This window comes from Nonomuraea sp. NPDC049419, from assembly GCF_040676995.1.
In the GTDB taxonomy this organism is placed as follows: Bacteria; Actinomycetota; Actinomycetes; order Streptosporangiales; family Streptosporangiaceae; genus Nonomuraea; species Nonomuraea salmonea.
The window spans coordinates 79,055-98,819 of the sequence record NZ_JBFAQB010000002.1; the positions used below are offsets into that span (position 1 = coordinate 79,055).

Consider the following 19,765-nt stretch of genomic DNA (forward strand, 5'->3'; position numbering starts at 1 on the left):
GCCCGCCGTCGGCGGGCGAGCGTCATCCGGCGTTTTCAGCCTTGTCGAGGCCGAACCGGGCGCGCAACTCGGTTTCGCGCTCCGCGGCCTCGCCGAGCGCGTCGTGAGTAAAGTCTCTCACCTGCCGGAGCATGCCCGCGGCGCCGTCGGCCGTCCGCCGGGCGACGTGGTCGGGGTGGAGGGCCTGCAGGCGGCGCATCACCCAGAAGGCGAGGAACGCGCCCAGCGAGACGTAGAACATGCGTCTGATCATCGTGCGCGCTCCTGAACCCGGCTCCTGCTCGTCCGCACGGGGCGGCGCGGCCGGCGGGCCTCGATGGCCCTGCGCAGGCCGTAGCTCAGGGAGGACACCTTGATCAGCGGACCGGTGAAGATGGTCTGCGTGACCGCGCTCAGCTTGGCCGCGTGGCCGCTGACCTGCTTGACGTCCTTGGCGATGGCCTCGACGGCGACGAGCTGCCTGTTGGTCTCGTTGACCGTCACGCTGACGTCGTCGAGCAGCGGCGCCAGGCGCTTGTTCAGGTCGGAGACCGCCTTGGTGGTCTCGTTGAGCAGCCGGGCGAGCTTGACGAGCACCATGGCCATGACGCACACCAGGACCACCCAGCCCGTGGCGGCGATCAGCCCGGCGACCTCTCCAGCGGTAAGCATCCGCGCATCTCCCTACGTACGCTGGGCCGGAACGTCAAGACCCTATCGCGTTCGGGTGACAACGTTAGTGCGGAAAGCTCCCCCGATCAGGCAGCCACGTCGGCTCCCCGGGTCCGCGCCGCCGCTCGCATGAGGGCGCGCGCGGCCCGGATCTCGGGCGCCACCAGCCGTTCCGGCATCGCCATGGCCGCCGCGCGCAGCGCCCTGAGCGCCGCGCCCGCCGCATATCCGGCGGCCGCGTCGCCGGGGCAGCCGTACATGCTCCTGGCCCAGCCGGGCAGCGTGGCGAACGCGAGCGCGCCGACGGCGGGCAGGGTGCCGGGCCGCAGCGAGAGCGGCGGGGTGACGACGAGGCGCAGCAGCTCGCGTGCCTCGTCGGTGGCGGACAGGTGGGCGCGCATCCCGGTGAGGTGGTCGTCCAGCTCGCCTGCGGTGCCCGGCACGTCGGTGAGGCCGGCGAGGGACGCGGCGCGGCGCTGCTCGGCCACGTACGCGTCCCGCTCCCCCGCCGTCAGCGCCACCCCCGACAGCCGGGCGACCTGCAGGTGGGACGCCACTTCGGCGCAGTGCACCCAGCGCAGGTTCTCCGGCTCGTCCAGCCGGAACAGCGTGCCCGTCGCGGTGTCGAGCCCGACGAGGCGGGCGTGCACCTCGCGGGCCCGCTCGTACGCCTCCTCGGCCTGCTCACGCGTCCCGAACGTGCGCAGGGCGACGAAGCCGAGCCGCCGCCGCAGGTGCGCCCTGACCGCCTCGGCGTCGTCGAGCAGGTGGTTCTGGACGACGCCGCGGATCGTGCGCGGGTGCAGGGCCTGGAGCTGGAAGGCGCGTACGGCCGCCGGCCAGGTGGGCGTCTCGGCGTGGACACGCCAGGTGATCGATCGGGGGCCGAACAGGCCGCCGCCGGGGGTCACGGTCGGCTTCACAACGATCGTGATTCCCCGTGATCGCCAGACTTAGTACCACTTTGGACGATTCGCCGGCGAAGGTGTCACGACCCCCTGAGGAAGTCGCGGATCTTCGCCCACCGCTCGGCCACCGGCGCCTCGGCCCCGTGGCGGGTCGGCTGGTAGTAGCGCCGCTCGCGCACCTGCTCGGGCGCGTAGTCCTGGCGCACGAGCCCATGGTCGTAGTCGTGGGGGTAACGGTAGCCGTCGCCGTGGCCCAGCTTGGCGGCCCCGGCGTAGTGGGCGTCGCGCAGGTGGCCGGGCACCTGGCCGATCAGCCCCTTGCGGACGTCGCCGATCGCCGCCCCGATGGCCTTGACGACGGCGTTGGACTTGGGCGCGGTGGCGCAGTGGATGACCGCGTGGGCCAGGTTGATCTGCCCCTCGGGCAGCCCGATGAGCTGCACCGCCTGCGCGGCGGCCACGGCGGTCTGCAGGCAGGTGGGATCGGCCAGGCCGACGTCCTCGGAGGCGAAGATGACGATGCGGCGGGCGATGAAGCGCGGGTCCTCGCCGGCCTCGATCATGCGGGCGAGGTAGTGGAGCGCCGCGTCGGCGTCGGAGCCGCGCATCGACTTGATGAACGCGCTGATGACGTCGTAGTGCTGGTCGCCCTGCCGGTCATAGCGTACGGCGGCCTTGTCGACGGCCTTCTCCACCACCTCCACGGTGATGTCGTCGGCCAGCAGCGCCGCCGCCTCCAGGTAGGTGAGCGAGCGCCGCGCGTCGCCGCCCGCCAGGCGCACGAGGTGGTCGAGCGCCTCGGGCGCGAGCGTGTTGCGCCCGCCGAGCCCGCGCGGGTCTGACACGGCCCGCTTCAGCACCGTCCGCACGTCGTCGTCGGTCAGCGACTCCAGCGTGAGCAGCAGCGAGCGGGACAGCAGCGGCGAGATGACCGAGAAGAACGGGTTTTCCGTGGTGGCGCCGATGAAGGTGACCCAGCGGTTCTCCACGGCCGGCAGCAGGGCGTCCTGCTGGGCCTTGTTGAAGCGGTGCACCTCGTCGACGAACAGCACGGTCTGGCGGCCGGTCATGCCGAGCTCGCGGCGCGCCGAGTCGATGGCGGCGCGGACGTCCTTCACCCCGGCGGAGACGGCCGAGACCTCGACGAAGCGGCGCTCGGTGACATTGGAGACCACGTAGGCGAGCGTGGTCTTGCCGGTGCCGGGCGGCCCCCACAGGAACAGCGACATAGGAGCCTCGCTCTCGACCAGGCGCCGCAGCGGGGTGCCCGACCCGAGCAGATGCCGCTGGCCGATCACCTCGTCGAGCGTGCGCGGACGCATGCGCACGGCGAGCGGCTGCGGGGTGGCCTCCTCGGCCGCCGAATCGAACAGGCTATCCACAACGCGAGATTACACGCTGCGGCAGGCCCGCTAGGACCACACGGCCCTGGCTCCCGAGTCCCCGGCCTGGAAGACGTAGGAGGCGGCCACGGCGGCCAGCACGATCGTCAGCGCCGCGAGGACGATCGTGACGGGCCGGCCGAAGCGGTCGCCCGACAGGGAGGCGCGGGCGGGGCGGGAGGCGTACACGAGGAGCAGCGCGGACGCGCCGAGCCCGAGCACGGACAGCAGCAGCGGCAGGGCGAAGCCCTCGTGCGCGGAGATGCGCGCCGCCATCTCGCCCTCGACCTCGCCGAACCTGGCCTCCTTGAGGCTCTCGCCGCTCTGCCTGGCGACGAACACGGCAGCGGGCGCCGCCAGGGAGAGCAGCACGACGGCCCACGCGGTGGAGGGACGCCAGCGGGGCACGAGCGCGTACGCGAGCGCGACGACGACGAGCAGCGGCGTGAGCACGACGGCGAAGTGGACGATCAGGGGGTGGGCCGGAAGGCCGAGGATCTCGTCGAACATGGGGACTCCTTGGTTCTCCTTCACTTACGGTCCGCGCCGCCTGCTGGTTCGCGGCCTCAGCGGTCGCTTCGCTCGGCTTTCGCCACTTACGTCCGTCACATATCGAAGGCCGGTAGCATTCGCGGAGTTGTTTGGTCATACCTTGGCAAAGACGAGAGGACATAGCGGTGAGCGGCGACGACCGCCAGAGCGAAGAGGACCGCCAGAAAGAGCTGGCGCGGGAGCACAAGGAACGGCAGGCGAAGCGCGCCGCCGCGACGACCGCCAAGGCGAGGCGGAACACCTTCATCGGCGCGGCCGTGGCTGTCGTCGTGGTCGCGGGCGGCATCTTCGCGGCGACCACCTTGGTCGACAACGAGCCCGACGAGGCTTCGGCGCAGGCGAGCCCCTCGGCCAGCGCCAGCACTCCGGCGACGCCCGAGACGCCCACTCCGACCAGGACCGGCCCCGTGACGTGCACGTACAAGCGGGACAAGTCGGTGCCCAACAAGTTCGTGGGCCTGCCGCCCAAGAAGCCGAACTTGAAGCTCAAGAAGATGACGATCGAGCTGAACCGCGGCACCGTCGTCGTCGACCTGATGACGAACGAGGCGCCGTGCGCGGTCAACTCGCTGAACTTCCTGTCGCGGAAGAAGTTCTACAACGACATGAAGTGCCACCGGCTGGTGACGCCCGAGGTGTCCGGCGTGCACATGCTGCAGTGCGGTGACCCGCTGGCCAAGGCCGACGGCAAGAACCCGACCGACGGCCAGGGCACCGCGGGCTACGTCTACGGCGACGAGAACTTCGAGATCCCGGTCGGCAAGGGCGTGGTGTTCATGACCCAGCCGGGTGACGCGGCCGGGCAGAACAACAGCCAGTTCGCGATCTCGCTGTCCAACGAGAACATGCAGATCGGCTCGGGCTACTCGGTCGTCGGCATGGTCAGCGAGGGCATGGAGATGCTGGAGGGCCTGGCCACCAGCCCCAAGGACCTGATCGTCAACGAGGCCGACATCACCGGCGACGGCGGCACCACCGCACCGCGCAAGCCGGTCATCATCAAGCGCATCACCTTCTCCTGACGCGCGGTCCTCGCCCGCATGGGAAAACGGCCCGGGCGCCCCTTCGCGGGGCGCCCGGGCCGTCCTCATTCGCGGGACTACGCCTGCTTGGGCGCGGCGTCCACGCCCGCCTCCTTGCGCTGCTCCGTCGTGATCGGCGTGGGCGCGCCGGTCAGCGGGTCGAAGCCGGAGGCCGTCTTCGGGAACGCGATCACGTCGCGGATCGAGTCGCCGCCCGACAGCAGCATGCAGATGCGGTCCCAGCCGTAGGCGATGCCGCCGTGCGGGGGCGGGCCGTACTTGAACGCCTCGAGCAGGAAGCCGAACTTGCTCTCCGCCTCCTCCTTGGAGATGCCGAGCACGTCGAAGACGCGCTGCTGCATCTCGGCCCGGTGGATACGGATCGAGCCGCCGCCGATCTCCATGCCGTTGCAGACCATGTCGTAGGCGTAGGCCAGCGCCTCGCCAGGGTGGTCCTGGAAGTTGTCGGCCCACTCCGGCTTCGGCCCGGTGAACGGGTGGTGCACGGCCGTCCAGCCGCCCTCGCCGTCCTCCTCGAACATGGGCGCGTCGACGACCCACAGGAACGACCACTGCGACTCGTCGATCAGGTCGCAGCGCCGGCCGATCTCCAGCCGGGCCGCGCCGAGCAGGTCGCGGGCGGCGTTCTTGGCGCCGGCGGCGAAGAAGATGGCGTCGCCCGGCTGCGCGCCGACCTTGCCGGCCAGCCCGGACAGCTCCTGCTCCGACAGGTTCTTCGCGACCGGGCCGCCGAGCGTGCCGTCCTCCTGGACGAGCACGTAGGCCAGGCCCTTGGCGCCGCGCGAGCGGGCCCACTCCTGCCAGCCGTCGAGCTCCTTGCGGGTCTGCGAGGCCCCGCCGGGCATGACGACGGCGCCGACGTAGTCGGCCTGGAAGACGCGGAACGAGGTGCCGGAGAAGTAGTCGGTCATCTCGACGAGCTCCTGGCCGAAGCGCAGGTCGGGCTTGTCGGAGCCGTAGCGGGCCATCGCGTCGGCGTACGTCATGCGCGGCAGCGGGGTCGGCAGCTCGTAGCCGGCGATCTCCTTCCACAGCCGGCCGATCAGCTTCTCGCCGACCTCGATGACGTCCTCCTGGTCGACGAACGACATCTCGACGTCGATCTGGGTGAACTCCGGCTGCCGGTCGGCCCGCAGGTCCTCGTCGCGGTAGCACTTGGCCAGCTGGTAGTAGCGCTCGAGGCCGGCCACCTGCAGCAGCTGCTTGAACAGCTGCGGCGACTGCGGCAGGGCGTACCAGTTGCCCGGCTGCAGGCGCACCGGCACCAGGAAGTCGCGCGCGCCCTCGGGCGTGGAGCGGGTCAGGGTGGGCGTCTCGACGTAGACGAAGCCGAGCTCGTGCATCACCTCGTTGGCGAGGTAGGTCGCCTTGGAGCGGGTGCGCATCGCCTTGGCCACCTGCTGCCGGCGGATGTCGAGGTAGCGGTATTTGAGCCGCGCCTCCTCCGACACCCCCACGTTGCCCTCGATCGGGAACGGCAGCGGCGCCGACTCGCTCAGCACCTCGACCGTGTCGGCCACCACCTCGATGGCGCCGGTGGGCAGCTCGGGGTTCTCGTTGCCCTCGGGCCGCACCCTGACCTTGCCGACGACCTGCACGCAGTATTCGGCGCGCAGGTCGTGGGCGTGGTCCTCCTCGCGGAAGACCACCTGCGCCGAGCCCGAGGCGTCGCGCAGGTCGATGAAGACGACACCGCCGTGGTCACGGCGGCGCGCCACCCATCCTGCGAGCGTCACCTGCTGCCCGGCGTGCTCCTCGCGGAGCGACCCGGCGGTATGCGTGCGGATCACTGCACTTTCCCTTCATGCGGATGAGTGAGGGGAGGCAGCGGCCCTGGCTCGCCGGTCACTGCACCTTCCCCTTCAAGACGTCGACGACCTTGGCCAGCGGCACCTCGGTCTGCTCGGCGGTGGCCAGGTCCTTCACTTGCACGGCCTCGGCGGCCAGGTCACGCTCGCCCAGGATCAGCGCGAACGCGGCGCCCGAGCGGCCGGCGCCCTTCATCGCGCCCTTGAGCCCCTTGCCGCCGAAGGCCATGTCGGCGCTGAGCCCGGCCGCGCGCAGCTCGTCGATGAGCAGGAACATGCGGCGCCGGGCGTCGTCACCCAGCGGGACACCGTACACCTGCACGCGCTCGTGTGCCGCGTCGTCGCCGAGCAGGCCCTCGGCCTCCATGGCCAGGAACGTGCGGTCGACGCCGAGCGCCCAGCCGACGCTGGGCAGCGGCGGCCCGTCGAGCATCTCGCTGAGCCCGTCGTAGCGGCCGCCGCCGCCGACGGCCGACTGCGAGCCGAGCCCGTCGTGGACGAACTCGAACGTGGTGCGGGTGTAGTAGTCGAGGCCGCGCACCAGGCGCGGGTCGTCCTCGAAGGCGACGCCGGAGGCGCTCAGCAGGGCGCGCACCTCCTCGTGGTACGCCCGGCACTCGGCGCACAGGTGGTCGACCACCAGCGGCGCGCCGGCCAGCTGGGCCTGCACCTCGGGCCGCTTGTCGTCGAGCACCCGCAGCGGGTTGATCTCGATGCGGGCCCTGGTGTCGGCGTCGAGGTCGAGCCCGCGCAGGAACTCCTGCAGCGCTGCGCGGTAGGCGGGCCGGCAGTTCTTGTCGCCGAGCGAGTTGAGCAGCAGCCGCACGTCGCGCAGCCCGAGCGAGGCGAAGCCGCGCGCGCCGAGCACGATCAGCTCGGCGTCGAGCGCGGGGTCCTCGGCGCCCAGCGCCTCCGCGCCGACCTGCCAGAAGTGACGGTAGCGGCCCTTCTGGGCGCGCTCGTAGCGGAACTGGCTGCCGGAGTACCACAACTTCACCGGCAGCTGCCCGGTGTGCAGGTTGTGCTGGAGCACCGCACGGACCACCGAGGCGGTGCCCTCGGGGCGCAGCGTCAGCGAGCGGCCCGCCTTGTCGGGGAAGGTGTACATCTCCTTGGAGACGATGTCGGTCGACTCGCCTACGCCCCTGGCGAACAGCTGGGTGTCTTCGAAGACCGGCGTCTCGATGTAGCCGTAGCCGGCGAGGCGCAGCGGCGCGGCCAGCGCCTCGCGTACGGCGAGGACCCGCTCGGAGCGGGGTGGCAGCCAGTCGAAGGTGCCTTTCGGTGCTTGGAAGCTCATTAGATCCCTCGTGTGGGACCGGCGTGCGGCGCTGCTTCCTTGAGATATGGGTTGGTCGCGCGCTCGCGGCCGATCGTGGTCTGTGGTCCGTGGCCCGGCAGGACGACCGTATCGTCCGGCAGCGGCAGACACTTGGTAGCCAGGCTGCTCAGGATGGTCGTGTAGTCGCCGCCGGGAAGATCGGTGCGGCCGATGGAGCCGGCGAACAGCAGGTCGCCCGAGAACATGATCTCGTCGCCGGGCAGCCGGAAGCTCACCGACCCCCTGGTATGGCCTGGCGTGTGATCGACCACGAGCTCCAGCCCCGCGAGCGGCAGCACGGCGCCGTCGGACAGCTCGCGCACGTCGTCGGGCTCGCTCAGCGTGAGGCCGCCGAACAGCGACGCGCTGGTGTCGGACCAGCCCGCGGCCGGGTCGCTCAGCAGGTGGCGGTCGTCGGGGTGGATCCAGGCGGGCACGTCGCGCGCGCCGCAGACGGGGGCCACCGACCAGACGTGATCGAGGTGGCCGTGGGTGAGCAGGACGGCGACGGGCTTGAGCCGGTGCTCGCGCAGCAGCTCGTCGAGCCCCTCGACGGCGTCCTGACCAGGATCGACGATGACGCACTCCTCGCCGGCCGCGGGCGCGACTACGTAACAATTGGTCTGGAAGGCCCCTGCGGGGAAGCCGGCGATGAGCATCTGCCTCAGGTGATCTCGTCGAAAAGCCAATGGGAATGTAACCGAAGGGTACCGGTGCGGGTCGCCGGGCTGCGAATCATTACCCGTTGGCCGATACGATTCGCCCACCTCAGTTGATTGACTATGGGAGGCAAAGCGGTGGCCACGGGGAAGGACCGGCAGAAGCAGCTGGCACGCGAGCACTACGAGCGGCAGATGCAGCGCCGCATCGAGCGCGAGCAGAAGGCCAAGCGCACGGCGATCATCGGCTCCACCGCGGGCGTGGTGGTCGTGGTCGGCGGCATCGTGGCCGCGGTCGCGCTGCTCGGGGGCAACGACCCGGGCACCGAGGCGGCCGCCTCGCCGTCCGCGACGGCCGCGGAGACCGCACCGGCGTCGGAGAACACGGGGCCGAAGCCCTACGACGCGGCGACGGGCACGTGCGACTACGTCAAGGACACCTCAGGCGGTCAGGTCAAGGACGTCGGCATGCCGCCGGCCAAGGTCACGACCGAGCCCGCCACGAAGAAGATGACGATCGACACCAACCTCGGTGAGATCGTCGTCGAACTGAACAACGCCAAGGCTCCCTGCACCACCAACTCGCTGGAGTTCCTGGCGAAGAAGAAGTACTACGACGGCAGCAAGTGTCACCGGCTCGGCAGCGACAAGTTCCCCATGCTGCAGTGCGGCGACCCGACCGCCAAGGCCGACGGCAAGAGCCAGGACGGCTCGGGCGGCCCCGGTTACGTCATGGCCGAGGAGAACCTCCAGGGCGCCCAGTACAAGCGCGGCGTGATGGCGATGGCCAAAACCTCCGCGCCGGGCAGCACGGGCAGCCAGTTCTTCCTCGTTTACGGCGACATCGGCCTCACCCCGGATTACACGCCGGTGGGTACGATCACCAAGGGGCTCGACATCCTGGACAAGGTGAACAAAGCAGGCGTGATCGCCGACGCGGGAGATGGGACAGGAGCACCTAAGCAAACCGTCGAAATCAAAGACGTGACAATCGCCGGCAAGAGCTGACGTAATACAAACTAGGGACGAAGTAGTCCCGAAGGGTCTGATGGATAGTGCGGGAGGACACGGTGAGCACCGACCCGTGGGGCCGGGTAGACGACGACGGCACCGTCTACGTGCGTACGGCTGAGGGAGAGCGGGCCGTCGGCTCCTGGCAGGCCGGTGAACCCGAAGAGGCACTGGCCTACTTCCATCGCAAGTACGACGAGCTGGCCGGTCAGGTCCAGCTCCTCGAACAGCGCGTCAGGGGCACCGACCTCGCTCCGGCCCAGGCCGAGTCCGGCATCGCCAAGCTGCGCGAAGCCGTGGCCGACGCCCACGCCGTCGGCGACCTGGCCGCGCTGACGGCCAGGCTCGACGGGCTGACCGAGCTGGTGGCCCAGCGCCGCGAGGAGGTCAAGGCGGCGCGCGAGCAGGCACGGGCCGAGGCCAGGGCGGTCAAGGAGCGGATCGTCGGCGAGGCGGAGCGCATCGCCGAGGAGACCACCCACTGGAAGTCGGGCGGCGAACGGCTGCGCCAGCTCGTGGAGGAGTGGAAGGCGGCCGACCGCATCGACCGCGCCACCGAGGCCACGCTGTGGAAGCGGCTGTCGGCGGCGCGCACGGCGTTCGCCAAGCGGCGCAAGGCGTACTTCGCGGGGCTCGACGAGCAGCGCGAAGGCGTGCGCGCGGAGAAGGAGCGCATCGTCGCCGAGGCCGAGGCGCTGGCCGGCTCCACCGACTGGGGCCCCACGGCGGCGGTCTACCGCGAGCTCATGCAGCAGTGGAAGAACGCCGGGCGGGCCTCGCGCGAGGCCGAGGACGAGCTGTGGGCCCGCTTCAAGGCCGCCCAGGACCAGTTCTTCCAGGCGCGCTCGGCGGTGTTCGCCGAGCGCGACGCCTCGCTGGCGGCCAACGCGGTGGTCAAGGAGGAACTGCTGGCCGAGGCCGAGAAGATCCTGCCGGTGACCGACGCGCGCACCGCCAGGGCCGCGCTGCGCAGCATCCTGGAGCGCTGGGAGGCCGCGGGCCCCGTGCCGCGCGACCAGCGCGACCGCCTGGAGGGCGGGCTGCGCCGGGTGGACGAGGCCGTGCGCAAGGCCGAGGACGCCGAGTGGAAGCGCTCCAACCCCGAGGCGAGGGCGCGCGCCCAGAGCACCGTCGACCAGCTGCGCACCTCCATCGAGCAGCTGGAGAAGCGCCTGGACAAGGCGCAGGCCGCGGGCCGGGCGAAGGACGTCAAGGAGGCCGAGGAGGCGCTCACCGCCCGCCGTTCCTGGCTGGCGGAGGCGGAGCGCACGCTGGCCGAGTTCAGCTGATCCGGCGCGGGGTCCCTGCTCACGAGGGCCCCTCGCCGGTCGCCATGCGGGCCGCCGTCGCCGAATCGGGCGGCGTGCGACGGGGCCCGCGATCTAGGCTGTGCGGCATGGATCCCGTCACCGCCGCGCGCGCCTTCGTCGAAGAGACGTTCCCGGGAGCCCTGTACGCCTTCGTCGGCGGCAGCGTGCTCACCGAGCGCCGCACCAGCACCTCCGATCTCGACATCATCGTGGTGCTCGACGGTCTCGACCGCCCCTACCGCGAGAGCCTGCGCTGGCGTGCCTGGCCGATCGAGCTGTTCGCGCACAGCGAGACCAGCCTGGCGGCCTACATCGAGCGCGACTTCGCGGCCCGCAGGCCGACGCTGGCCCGCATCTGCTCCGAGGGCGCGGTGCTGACCGACAGGACCGGCGGCCGGGCCAGCGACCTGCAGGCGGCCCTGGGCGAGCGGGTCTCGGCCGGTCCCGGCGGTCAGCCCGCCGGGCAGTCGGAGCGGGCCCGCTACGTGCTGTCCGACCTGCTCGACGACCTGGCCGGCGCCACCGACCCGGGCGAGGCGGCGTTCATCGGCTGGGAGGTCGTGCAGGCCACCGCCAGGGCGGCGCTCGGCGCGGGCGGCAGGTGGCAGGGCACCGGCAAGTGGCTGCTGCGCGAGCTGCGCGCCCACGACCCCGAGCTGGCCGACGAGCTGCTGAAGGTGCACGACGACCCCGTACGCCTGACCGCCGTCGCCACGCGTGTGCTCGAACGGGCCGGAGGACGCCTCTGGGAGGGCTACCGGGACCAGGGTGACCCCTTCCACCAGACCCTGCGTCACGTGGCCGCAGGAGAGCTCTCCGGTGAGACGGCGCAGAGCTCAGGCATGCGGCGCCTGGCCGCCGTCAGCGGCGCCACCACCGGCTCCTCACGGCTGTGGATGGGCCAGACGCACGTCGCGCCCGCCACCCGCTCCTCCGACCACCACCACGGCGCCTCGGAGACCGCCATCTACGTCGTCAGCGGCACGCCGTCGTTCGTGTTCCTGGAGGACGACAGGGAGACCCGCATCGACGCGCGGCCCGGCGACTACGTGTTCGTGCCGCCTTACGTGCCGCACCGAGAGGAGAATCCCGACCCCTCGCGGGAAGCGGTCGTGGTGATCGCGCGCAGCACGCAGGAGGCCATCGTGGTCAACCTGCCGGGCCTGCGCCGCTGAGCCGCCAACGCCGAGCCGCCAACGCTGAGCCGTCAACGCCGAGCCGTCAACGCCGAGCCGTCAGTTGCCCGCGCCGCTGACCCGGTAGACGTCGAAGACGCCCTGGATGCTGCGCACGGCCTTGAGCACGTGGCCGAGGTGCTTGGGGTCGCCCATCTCGAAGGTGAACTTGCTGATCGCCACCCGGTCGCGCGAGGTCGTGACCGACGCGCTCAGGATGTTGACGTGCTGGTCGGAGAGCGTGCGGGTGACGTCGGACAACAGCCGGGGCCGGTCGAGCGCCTCGACCTGGATGGCCACCAGGAACACGCTGTCGTCGCTCGGCGACCAGCTCACCTCGACCAGCCGGTCGGGCTGCTCCCGCAGCTGCTGCACGTTCGTGCAGTCGGCCCGGTGCACCGAGACGCCGTGGCCACGGGTGACGAAACCGACGATCTCGTCGCCCGGCACGGGGGTGCAGCACTTCGACAGGCGTACCCAGACGTCGGCGTCGCCCGCCACCACCACGCCGGCGCCGCCACCGCCGCGCGGGCGGCCGCGCAGCCGGGTCGGCAGCGAGGTCTCGGCGATGTCCTCCTCGGCGCTGTCGACCCCGCCGATCGAGGCCACCAGCTTCTGCACCACCGACTGGGCCGCGATGTGGCCCTCGCCGACCGCCGCGTAGAGCGCGGAGACGTCGGGATATCGCAGGTCGCGGGCCAGCGCCAGCAGCGCCTCGCCGGACATCAGGCGCTGCAGCGGCAGGCCCTGCTTGCGCATCGCCCGGCCGATGGCCTCCTTGCCCGCCTCGATCGCGGTCTCGCGGCGCTCCTTCGAGAACCACTGCCGGATCTTGTTGCGGGCCCTGCCCGACTTGACGAACTTCAGCCAGTCGCGCGACGGCCCCGCGTCGGGCGACTTGGAGGTGAAGATCTCCACCGTGTCGCCGTTGCCGAGCCGCGACTCCAGCGGCACCAGCCGGCCGTTGACCCGGGCGCCGATGCAGCGGTGGCCCACCTCGGTGTGCACCGCGTAGGCGAAGTCGACCGGCGTGGCGCCCTCGGGCAGCGCGATGACCTGGCCCTTGGGGGTGAAGACGTAGACCTCGGAGACCGACAGGTCGAAGCGCAGCGACTCGAGGAACTCGCCCGGGTCGGAAGTCTCCTTCTGCCAGTCGAGGAGCTGGCGCAGCCAGGCCATGTCGCTGCCCGGCTTGACCTTGCCCGTGGGGCCCGGGCTGCCGACCTCCTCTTTGTACTTCCAGTGCGCGGCGACGCCGTATTCGGCCCTGTGGTGCATCGCGTGGGTGCGGATCTGCAGCTCGACCGGCTTGCCCTCGGGACCGATCACCGTGGTGTGCAGCGACTGGTACATGTTGAACTTGGGCATCGCTATGTAGTCTTTGAACCGCCCTGGCACCGGGTTCCACCTCGCGTGGATGGTACCGAGCGCGGCATAGCAGTCGCGTACGGAGTCGACCAGCACGCGGATGCCCACCAGGTCGTAGATGTCGTCGAACGCGACGTCGCGGGCGATCATCTTCTGGTAGACCGAGTAGTAGTGCTTCGGCCGGCCCTTGACCACCGCGCGGATCTTCGCCTCGCGCAGGTCGCCCGAGACCTTCTCGATGACCTCCTGCAGGAACAGGTCACGGCGCGGCGCCCGCTCCGAGACCATGCGCGCGATCTCGTCGTAGCGCTTGGGGTAGAGCATGGCGAACGCGAGGTCCTCAAGCTCCCACTTGATCGTGTTCATGCCCAGGCGGTGGGCCAGCGGGGCGAAGATCTCCAGCGTCTCGCGCGACTTCTGGTGGCGCTTGTGCTCGGGGAGGTAGCGCATCGTGCGCATGTTGTGCAGCCGGTCGGCCAGCTTGATGATCAGCACCCGGATGTCGCGCGACATCGCCACGACCATCTTGCGCACGGTCTCGGCCTGCGCCGCGTCGCCGAACTTCACCTTGTCGAGCTTGGTGACGCCGTCGACCAGCGACGCGATCGTGTCGCCGAAGTCGCCCCGCAGCTCGTCGAGCGAGTAGGCGGTGTCCTCGACCGTGTCGTGCAGCAGCGCTGCGCACAGCGTCTCGTCGTCGGTGCCGAGCTCGGCCAGGATCGTCGCGACGGCCAGCGGGTGGGTGATGTAGGGGTCGCCCGACTTCCGCTTCTGGTCGCGGTGGTGGTAGGCGGCCACGTCGTAGGCGCGCTCGATCACCCGCAGGTCGGCCTTGGGGTGGGTGGCGCGGACCGTACGGAACAGCGGCTCCAGCACGGGATTCATCGCCCCACCCCCAAAACGCCTGCGGCGCACCGACGGTACACCGGGCGTCTCCGCATTGCCGGAGTCGGTTACGTCGGGCGCGACCACATCACGGGGCACACAGACTCCTCACGCAGTGGCTCCTCACGTTCGAGTCCAGATCCCCCCAGTGTATCCAGGCAGGAAACCTGGGCCGCCGCGGGCGGGCTCAGACGATCACAAGGGAGTGCAACCGCTCTCCCCCGAGGCGCTCACGTCCCTTCAGGAAGGCCAGCTCCATCAGCACGGCGATGCCGACGACCTCGGCGCCCGCCCTCTTCACCAACTCGACGGCCGCCTTCGCGGTGCCGCCCGTGGCCAGCACGTCGTCGACCACGAGCACCCGGTCGCCGGGCGCGAACGCGTCGCGGTGCACCTCGATCGTCGCGGAGCCGTACTCCAGATCGTAGGACTCCTCCAGCGTGGCGGCGGGCAGTTTCCCCTTCTTGCGCACCGGTACGAATCCCGCGCCCGCCCGGTAGGCCACCGGCGCCGCCAGGATGAAACCGCGCGCCTCGATGCCCACGATCTTGTCCGCCTGGTGCAGCCCGGCCAGCTCGTCCACCACGGCGGCCATCGCCACCGGGTCGGCCAGCAGCGGGGTGATGTCCTTGAACATGACCCCCGGCTTGGGGTAGTCGGGCACGTCCCTGATCCGGTCGAGGATCGTCGTGCTCAGCTCGCTCATGGTCATCCCTTCTCCGCCGGCCGTGTGCCGGGCTCCATGATGGTGCATATCGGGCCCTGACCCGTACGCGGAGCTCTCAGCGGCCCTGTGAGGCCCTCGCGGCCTCGTGGCGCACAGGCAGAGGCGCCCCCGCCCCTTGCCGGGGCGAGGGCGCCTGTTGAGCCCGTCGTACGAGCGGGTCAGCCCTTGGCTACGGCCGCGCTTTTGGGGCCTTTCTTGTTGCCGCCTCCGGTGGAGGCCAGCCTCTTGGCGATGGCCTGGTACTTCGGCTCGCGCTCCTTCAGCGTCACCAGCAGCGGCGTGGCGACGCACAGCGAGGAGTACGTACCGACGATCATGCCGACGAACAGCGCCAGCGACAGGTCCTTCAGCGTGCCCGCGCCGAGCAGCGTGGTGCCGATGAACAGGATCGCCGCCACCGGCAGGATCGCGACGAGCGAGGTGTTCAGCGACCTGATCAGCGTGTGGTTGAGCGCGTTGTTGGCCGCCATCGAGTAGGTCTGCTTCGAGGTGTGGCCCAGCTTGGCCGTGACCTCCTTGATCATGTCGAACACCACGACCGCGTCGTAGAGCGAATAACCGAGGATGGTCAGGAAGCCCAGCAGCGTGGCCGGCGTGACCTCGAAGCCCGACCAGGCGTAGATGCCGGCCGTGATGACGAGGTCGTGGATGAGCGCGACGATCGCCGCCAGCGCCATCTTCGGCTCGAACGCCATCGACAGGTACAGGATGATCGCCAGCATGAACACGCCCAGGCCGATCCACGCCTTCTGCGACACCTCACCGCCCCAGGACGGGCCGATGGCCTGGATGCTCACCTGGTCGGCCGGGACGCTGAAGTCCTTCGCGATGGCGCTCTGCACCTGCGACCTGGTGTCCTCCGGCAGGCTCTCGGTGGTCGCCCGCCAGCCGTCGGTGCCGGCCTGCTGGACGATCACCTGGTGCACGCCCTCCTCCTGGACGGACGTACGCACCTGCTCGACGGTGGCGTGCTGGGCCTTGAACGAGAAGATCGTGCCGCCCTTGAACTCCACACCCAGGTTGAGCCCGTGGATGATCAGCCCGGCCAGCGACACCAGCAGCAGCAGGCCGGACAGGCTGTACCACAGCCGCCATTTGCCGACGAAGTCGACGTCGATCTCGCCGCGATAGAGGCGACGCCCCAGTCCCATCTCAGGCCTCCTGCGGAGTGGTCTTGTGGCCGGCCGCCTCGCTCATGCGCTCGGAGTCGAGCCCCGACAGCGGATGCCCCTTGGCGAAGAACTTGAGCTTCGCCAGCATGGCGATGAACGGCTTGGTGAACAGGAACACCACCACGACGTCGATCAGCGTGGTCAGGCCCATCGCGAACGCGAAGCCGGCGACACCGCCCACCGCCAGGAAGTACAGCACGATGGCGGCGATGAACATGACGGCGTCGGCGATCAGGATCGTGCGCCGGGCCCGGACCCAGGCCACCTCGACGGCCGCCCGCAGCGAGCGCCTGCCCTCCTTCATCTCGTCACGTATGCGTTCGAAGTAGACGATGAAGGAGTCGGCGGTGATGCCGATCGAGACCACCAGGCCGATGATGTGCGGCAGCGAGAGCCGGAAGTTGGCGTTGTGGCCGAGCACGACCACCGCGGTGTACGTCAGGACCGTCGCCACCACGAGGCTCAGCACCGCGACGATGCCGAGGCCCCGGTAGTAGAGCATGCAGTAGACGACCACCAGCGCCAGGCCGATGAGGCCGGCGATGAGACCGCCCTGCAGCTGGTCCTGGCCGAGCGTCGAGGAGACCGTGTCGACCGAGCTGCGGTTGAACTTCAGCGGCAGCGCGCCGTACTTGAGCTGGTCGGCCAGGTTGGTGGCGCTGATCTGGTCGAAGCCGCCGGTGATCTCAGCCCGCCCGCCGGGGATCGGGCTGATGATGTTGGGGGCGGTGATGACGACGCCGTCGAGCACGACCGCGACCTTGTTGCGCGGCTCGGGCGAGTTGTAGGCGGCGGTGGTGAGCTTGCTCCACTCGCCGGCGCCCTTGCTCTTGAAGTCGAGCTGGACGATCCACTCGGTGGTGCCCTGGCGGACGCCGGCCGAGGCGGTGTCGATGTCGGTGCCGACGACCTTGGCGACGTCGAGGACGTACTTGAAGCTGCCGTCGGTCTCGCAGGCGGCGTACTGCTTGTTCGGGTCGTCCTGGACGCCCTGGCCGCGGTTGGCCGGGTCGGCGCAGTCGAGCTTGTTGAACTGCTCGAGCACCTTGGGGTCGATGCCGGCGGTGTTGATGTCGGGGTTCTGCTGCGGGGGCTGCACGGGCGGCGTGCTGGCCGTGGGCGCGCCCGACGGCGACGCCTTGGCGTTCTGGCCCTTGGTGTTGTCCTGGTTGTTCTGGCCGGTCTGGTTGTTCTGGGTGCCGGTGCGGGCCTTGCCGTCACCGTCGCCTTGCCCATCGGGGTCCTGTTGCCGGGCCTGTCCGTCGCCCTGGCTCTTCTGCCCGTCACCGGTCTCGGTGGCCGACCGCGGCGCGCCCGCGGAGGGCGGGGCGGTCGGGGAGGTCAGCGCGGACGAGAGCGCCTTGCCGGTCGGGGACGCGCTCGGCGTCGCTGCCGACTGGGAGGGCCGGGTGGACGGCTGGGCCGACGGGCTGCCCGACGGGCCGGGCGTCGGCGCGTTGGTGGCCAGGTCGGCGGGGGCCTGCGTGGCCTCCATGGCAAGCACCTGACGGAAACGCAGCTCCGCGGTGGTCGCGACCAGCTTGATGGCCTCGTTCTGGCCCACGCCCGGGATGGAGATGATGATGTTGTCGCCGGACTTGGCGACCTCGGCGTCGGAGATGCCCGTGCCGTTGACCCGGTCGCGGATGATGTTGACCGCCCGGTCGAGGATCTCCTCGGGCGGCGCCGCGTTGTTCTGGGTCACCGGGGACAACGTCACCGTCGTGCCGCCCGCTAGGTCGAGGCCCAGCTTGGGCGTGAACGCCTTTTGCAGGAACATCGTCCCGCCCAGGGCGAGGATGAGCGCCAGCAGCACCAGGAGCGTACGCCCCGGTCGGCTGTGGCGGCTGGTCGGTCGGGCCACTGGTCGTCAGTTCTTTCAGATAGAGGTTTGTGGCAGAGCTTAGTCAGGACTTCTTCGTGCTGGAGTCCTGGTCGCCGTTGCGCTCCACGGTGGCCTCGGACTCCGTCTTGCCCTCCTCGCCGAGCTCGGCCTGGTCAGCGGCCGGCTCGTCACTCGCCGGAGCGTCGCCGGGGGTGACGACGCGGCCGATGGCGGCCTTCACCCAGCGGGTCTCGATCCCTGGCGCGATCTCGAGGACGACGTCCTCATTGTCTATCGCGACGACGGTGGCGAACAGCCCGGTCGTGGTCATGACCCGGGTGCCCGGCGTCAGGGAGTTCTGCATCTGGATCGCCTCTTGCTGGCGCTTGCGCTGGGGGCGGATCAGCAGGAAGTAGAACACCACCACCAGAAGAATCAGCGGCAGGATGCTTCCGAGTTGTCCCATGTCCATAAGGGGCGACCTTCCATAGTCGTACAACGAGTTGACACCGGCCTCGCGCCGGAAATTCCGTGCGTTGCTCCGGGCCGCGCCGCTCAGCCCGTCAGCCTACACAGCCAGCCAAGCCACGGAGTGTAGGCGCTTGTTGCGAAACGCGGCAACGAAGCAGCGTTTCGGCGCGCGGGGAAGTTCCCATATTGAAACGGTTGCAACCGATCTGTGATCAGTCGAAAAGCGACGCTCCGAACGCATCCGGCGGTGGCGTCATCCCGAGATGGGTCCACGCCGCCGCGGTCGCCACCCGGCCGCGCGGGGTCCTGGCCAGCAGTCCTTGGCGTACGAGGAACGGCTCGGCCACCACCTCGACCGTCTCGGGCTCCTCCCCCACGGCCACCGCGAGCGTGGACAACCCCACCGGGCCGCCGCCGAACTTGCGCAGCAGCACGCCGAGCACCGCCCGGTCGAGCCGGTCGAGCCCTTCGCCGTCGACCTCGTAGAGGTTGAGCGCCGCCGAGGCGACGTCGCGGTCGATCACGCCGCCCGCGCGCACGTCGGCGAAGTCACGCACCCGGCGCAGCAGCCGGTTCGCGATGCGCGGGGTGCCCCTGGAGCGGCGGGCGATCTCATGGGCGCCCTCGTCCGGCAGCCCGACGCCGAGCAGCTGCGCCGACCTGTGCAGCACCTGCTCCAGCTCGGGGACCTCGTAGAAGTCCATGTGGGCGGTGAAGCCGAACCTGTCGCGCAGCGGCGCGGGCAGCAGCCCGGCCCTGGTGGTGGCGCCCACCAGCGTGAACGGCGCGATCTCCAGCGGAATCGCGGTCGCCCCCGGCCCCTTGCCGACGACGATGTCGACCCGGAAGTCCTCCATCGCGAGGTAGAGCATCTCCTCGGCGGGCCTGGCCATCCGGTGGATCTCGTCGATGAACAGCACCTCGCCCTCGGTCAGCGTCGACAGGATCGCCGCCAGGTCGCCCGCCCGCTCCAGCGCCGGCCCCGACGTGATGCGCAGCGGCGCGTTCAGCTCCGCCGCGATGATCATCGCCAGCGTCGTCTTGCCCAGGCCGGGCGAGCCGCTCATCAGCACGTGATCCGGCGGCCGCTGCCGCCGCAACGCGCTCTCCAGCACCAGCGACAGCTGCTCGCGGACGCGTCCCTGGCCGATGAACTCGCTGAGGCGCTTGGGCCTGAGTGCGGCCTCGATCTGCAGCTCGTCGCCACCGGCGGCGGCCGACAGGATCTCGTCCCGCTCATATCCCATCCCAGCGCCTCCTCTCCTCAGTCACCGAACGCCCGCCCGGGCGGCCGTCATGGCCCACCCCGCCCTCACGTATCACGCCACCCCTCTCCCCCGCCACCACACACCCTCGCCCCACCCCAGGACACTCCTCGGCACCCTCACCCGGAGTTCAGCCGAACCCCCACTTCCCTGCCCTGCGCGGTGCGTGGGCGCGCCATGCATCCGCGCGTCATGCACGGCGCCGAGATGTGCGGGGCGCGGCGGCTTGGGG

18 protein-coding genes are annotated in these 19,765 nt (G+C 70.5%); 4 read left to right on the forward strand and 14 right to left on the reverse strand.

Annotated features, from left to right (window positions below; translation table 11 throughout):
- Positions 1 to 22 precede the first annotated feature (22 nt).
- The 5 genes from AB0K12_RS05640 to AB0K12_RS05660 form a co-directional block, all read right to left on the reverse strand.
- Positions 23 to 241: a hypothetical protein gene (locus tag AB0K12_RS05640; RefSeq protein WP_355414407.1), complete on the reverse strand. Its 219-nt coding sequence runs from the start codon at positions 239 to 241 to the stop codon at positions 23 to 25.
- Between the two features lie 8 nt (positions 242 to 249).
- Positions 250 to 651 carry a DUF948 domain-containing protein gene (locus AB0K12_RS05645; RefSeq protein WP_345386310.1) on the reverse strand — a complete coding sequence of 134 codons (402 nt, stop codon included), beginning with the start codon at positions 649 to 651 and terminating at the stop codon, positions 250 to 252.
- Positions 652 to 737: 86 nt separating this feature from the next.
- The gene (locus AB0K12_RS05650) at positions 738 to 1,574 is read right to left on the reverse strand and encodes an oxygenase MpaB family protein (protein WP_364555870.1); all 837 of its coding nucleotides are present in this window, start codon (positions 1,572 to 1,574) and stop codon (positions 738 to 740) included.
- A 65-nt stretch (positions 1,575 to 1,639) separates the two neighbouring features.
- Complete coding sequence (locus AB0K12_RS05655; protein ID WP_364555872.1) at positions 1,640 to 2,941, reverse strand: replication-associated recombination protein A; 1,302 nt, start codon at positions 2,939 to 2,941, stop codon at positions 1,640 to 1,642.
- Positions 2,942 to 2,971: 30 nt separating this feature from the next.
- Positions 2,972 to 3,451: a DUF2231 domain-containing protein gene (locus AB0K12_RS05660; protein WP_364555874.1), complete on the reverse strand. Its 480-nt coding sequence runs from the start codon at positions 3,449 to 3,451 to the stop codon at positions 2,972 to 2,974.
- Positions 3,452 to 3,618: 167 nt separating this feature from the next.
- On the opposite strand from AB0K12_RS05660, the gene AB0K12_RS05665 reads away from it, so the two are divergent.
- Positions 3,619 to 4,515 carry a peptidylprolyl isomerase gene (locus tag AB0K12_RS05665; RefSeq protein ID WP_364555876.1) on the forward strand — a complete coding sequence of 299 codons (897 nt, stop codon included), beginning with the start codon at positions 3,619 to 3,621 and terminating at the stop codon, positions 4,513 to 4,515.
- 77 nt (positions 4,516 to 4,592) lie between these two features.
- Here the strand turns inward: AB0K12_RS05665 and aspS are convergent, their stop codons facing one another.
- The 3 genes from aspS to AB0K12_RS05680 are packed head-to-tail and all read right to left on the reverse strand — an operon-like array spanning position 4,593 to position 8,324.
- Positions 4,593 to 6,326, reverse strand: a complete 1,734-nt coding sequence (gene aspS / locus AB0K12_RS05670) for an aspartate--tRNA ligase (RefSeq protein WP_364555878.1) — start codon at positions 6,324 to 6,326, stop codon at positions 4,593 to 4,595.
- 55 nt (positions 6,327 to 6,381) lie between these two features.
- Positions 6,382 to 7,644, reverse strand: coding sequence for a histidine--tRNA ligase (gene hisS, locus AB0K12_RS05675; protein WP_364555879.1), 1,263 nt, complete (start codon positions 7,642 to 7,644; stop codon positions 6,382 to 6,384).
- On the reverse strand, positions 7,644 to 8,324 hold the full coding sequence (locus tag AB0K12_RS05680) for an MBL fold metallo-hydrolase (protein ID WP_364555881.1): 681 nt from the start codon (positions 8,322 to 8,324) through the stop codon (positions 7,644 to 7,646). Before AB0K12_RS05680 ends, hisS begins: the two co-directional genes overlap by 1 nt.
- A 138-nt stretch (positions 8,325 to 8,462) precedes the next feature.
- On the opposite strand from AB0K12_RS05680, the gene AB0K12_RS05685 reads away from it, so the two are divergent.
- The 3 genes from AB0K12_RS05685 (at position 8,463) to AB0K12_RS05695 (ending at position 11,820) form a co-directional block, all read left to right on the forward strand.
- Complete coding sequence (locus AB0K12_RS05685; RefSeq protein WP_364555882.1) at positions 8,463 to 9,332, forward strand: peptidylprolyl isomerase; 870 nt, start codon at positions 8,463 to 8,465, stop codon at positions 9,330 to 9,332.
- Positions 9,333 to 9,394: 62 nt separating this feature from the next.
- Positions 9,395 to 10,624, forward strand: a complete 1,230-nt coding sequence (locus tag AB0K12_RS05690; RefSeq protein ID WP_364555884.1) for a DUF349 domain-containing protein — start codon at positions 9,395 to 9,397, stop codon at positions 10,622 to 10,624.
- 107 nt (positions 10,625 to 10,731) lie between these two features.
- Positions 10,732 to 11,820, forward strand: a complete 1,089-nt coding sequence (locus tag AB0K12_RS05695) for a cupin domain-containing protein (protein WP_364555886.1) — start codon at positions 10,732 to 10,734, stop codon at positions 11,818 to 11,820.
- A 60-nt stretch (positions 11,821 to 11,880) separates the two neighbouring features.
- On the opposite strand, the gene AB0K12_RS05700 is transcribed toward AB0K12_RS05695, so the two are convergent.
- From AB0K12_RS05700 to ruvB, 6 genes are all read right to left on the reverse strand, one after another.
- Positions 11,881 to 14,073, reverse strand: coding sequence for a bifunctional (p)ppGpp synthetase/guanosine-3',5'-bis(diphosphate) 3'-pyrophosphohydrolase (locus AB0K12_RS05700; protein WP_364373694.1), 2,193 nt, complete (start codon positions 14,071 to 14,073; stop codon positions 11,881 to 11,883).
- Positions 14,074 to 14,260: 187 nt separating this feature from the next.
- Entirely contained in the window at positions 14,261 to 14,779 is a 519-nt protein-coding gene (locus AB0K12_RS05705; protein WP_364555889.1) for an adenine phosphoribosyltransferase, read from the reverse strand.
- A 179-nt stretch (positions 14,780 to 14,958) separates the two neighbouring features.
- Positions 14,959 to 15,951: a protein translocase subunit SecF gene (gene secF / locus AB0K12_RS05710; RefSeq protein WP_364555891.1), complete on the reverse strand. Its 993-nt coding sequence runs from the start codon at positions 15,949 to 15,951 to the stop codon at positions 14,959 to 14,961.
- Position 15,952: 1 nt separating this feature from the next.
- Positions 15,953 to 17,836, reverse strand: a complete 1,884-nt coding sequence (gene secD / locus AB0K12_RS05715; RefSeq protein WP_364555893.1) for a protein translocase subunit SecD — start codon at positions 17,834 to 17,836, stop codon at positions 15,953 to 15,955.
- Positions 17,837 to 17,879: 43 nt separating this feature from the next.
- Entirely contained in the window at positions 17,880 to 18,263 is a 384-nt protein-coding gene (yajC, locus tag AB0K12_RS05720; protein ID WP_355414374.1) for a preprotein translocase subunit YajC, read from the reverse strand.
- 217 nt (positions 18,264 to 18,480) lie between these two features.
- Positions 18,481 to 19,515 carry a Holliday junction branch migration DNA helicase RuvB gene (gene ruvB, locus AB0K12_RS05725; protein ID WP_364555895.1) on the reverse strand — a complete coding sequence of 345 codons (1,035 nt, stop codon included), beginning with the start codon at positions 19,513 to 19,515 and terminating at the stop codon, positions 18,481 to 18,483.
- Between the last annotated feature and the right edge of the window lie 250 nt (positions 19,516 to 19,765).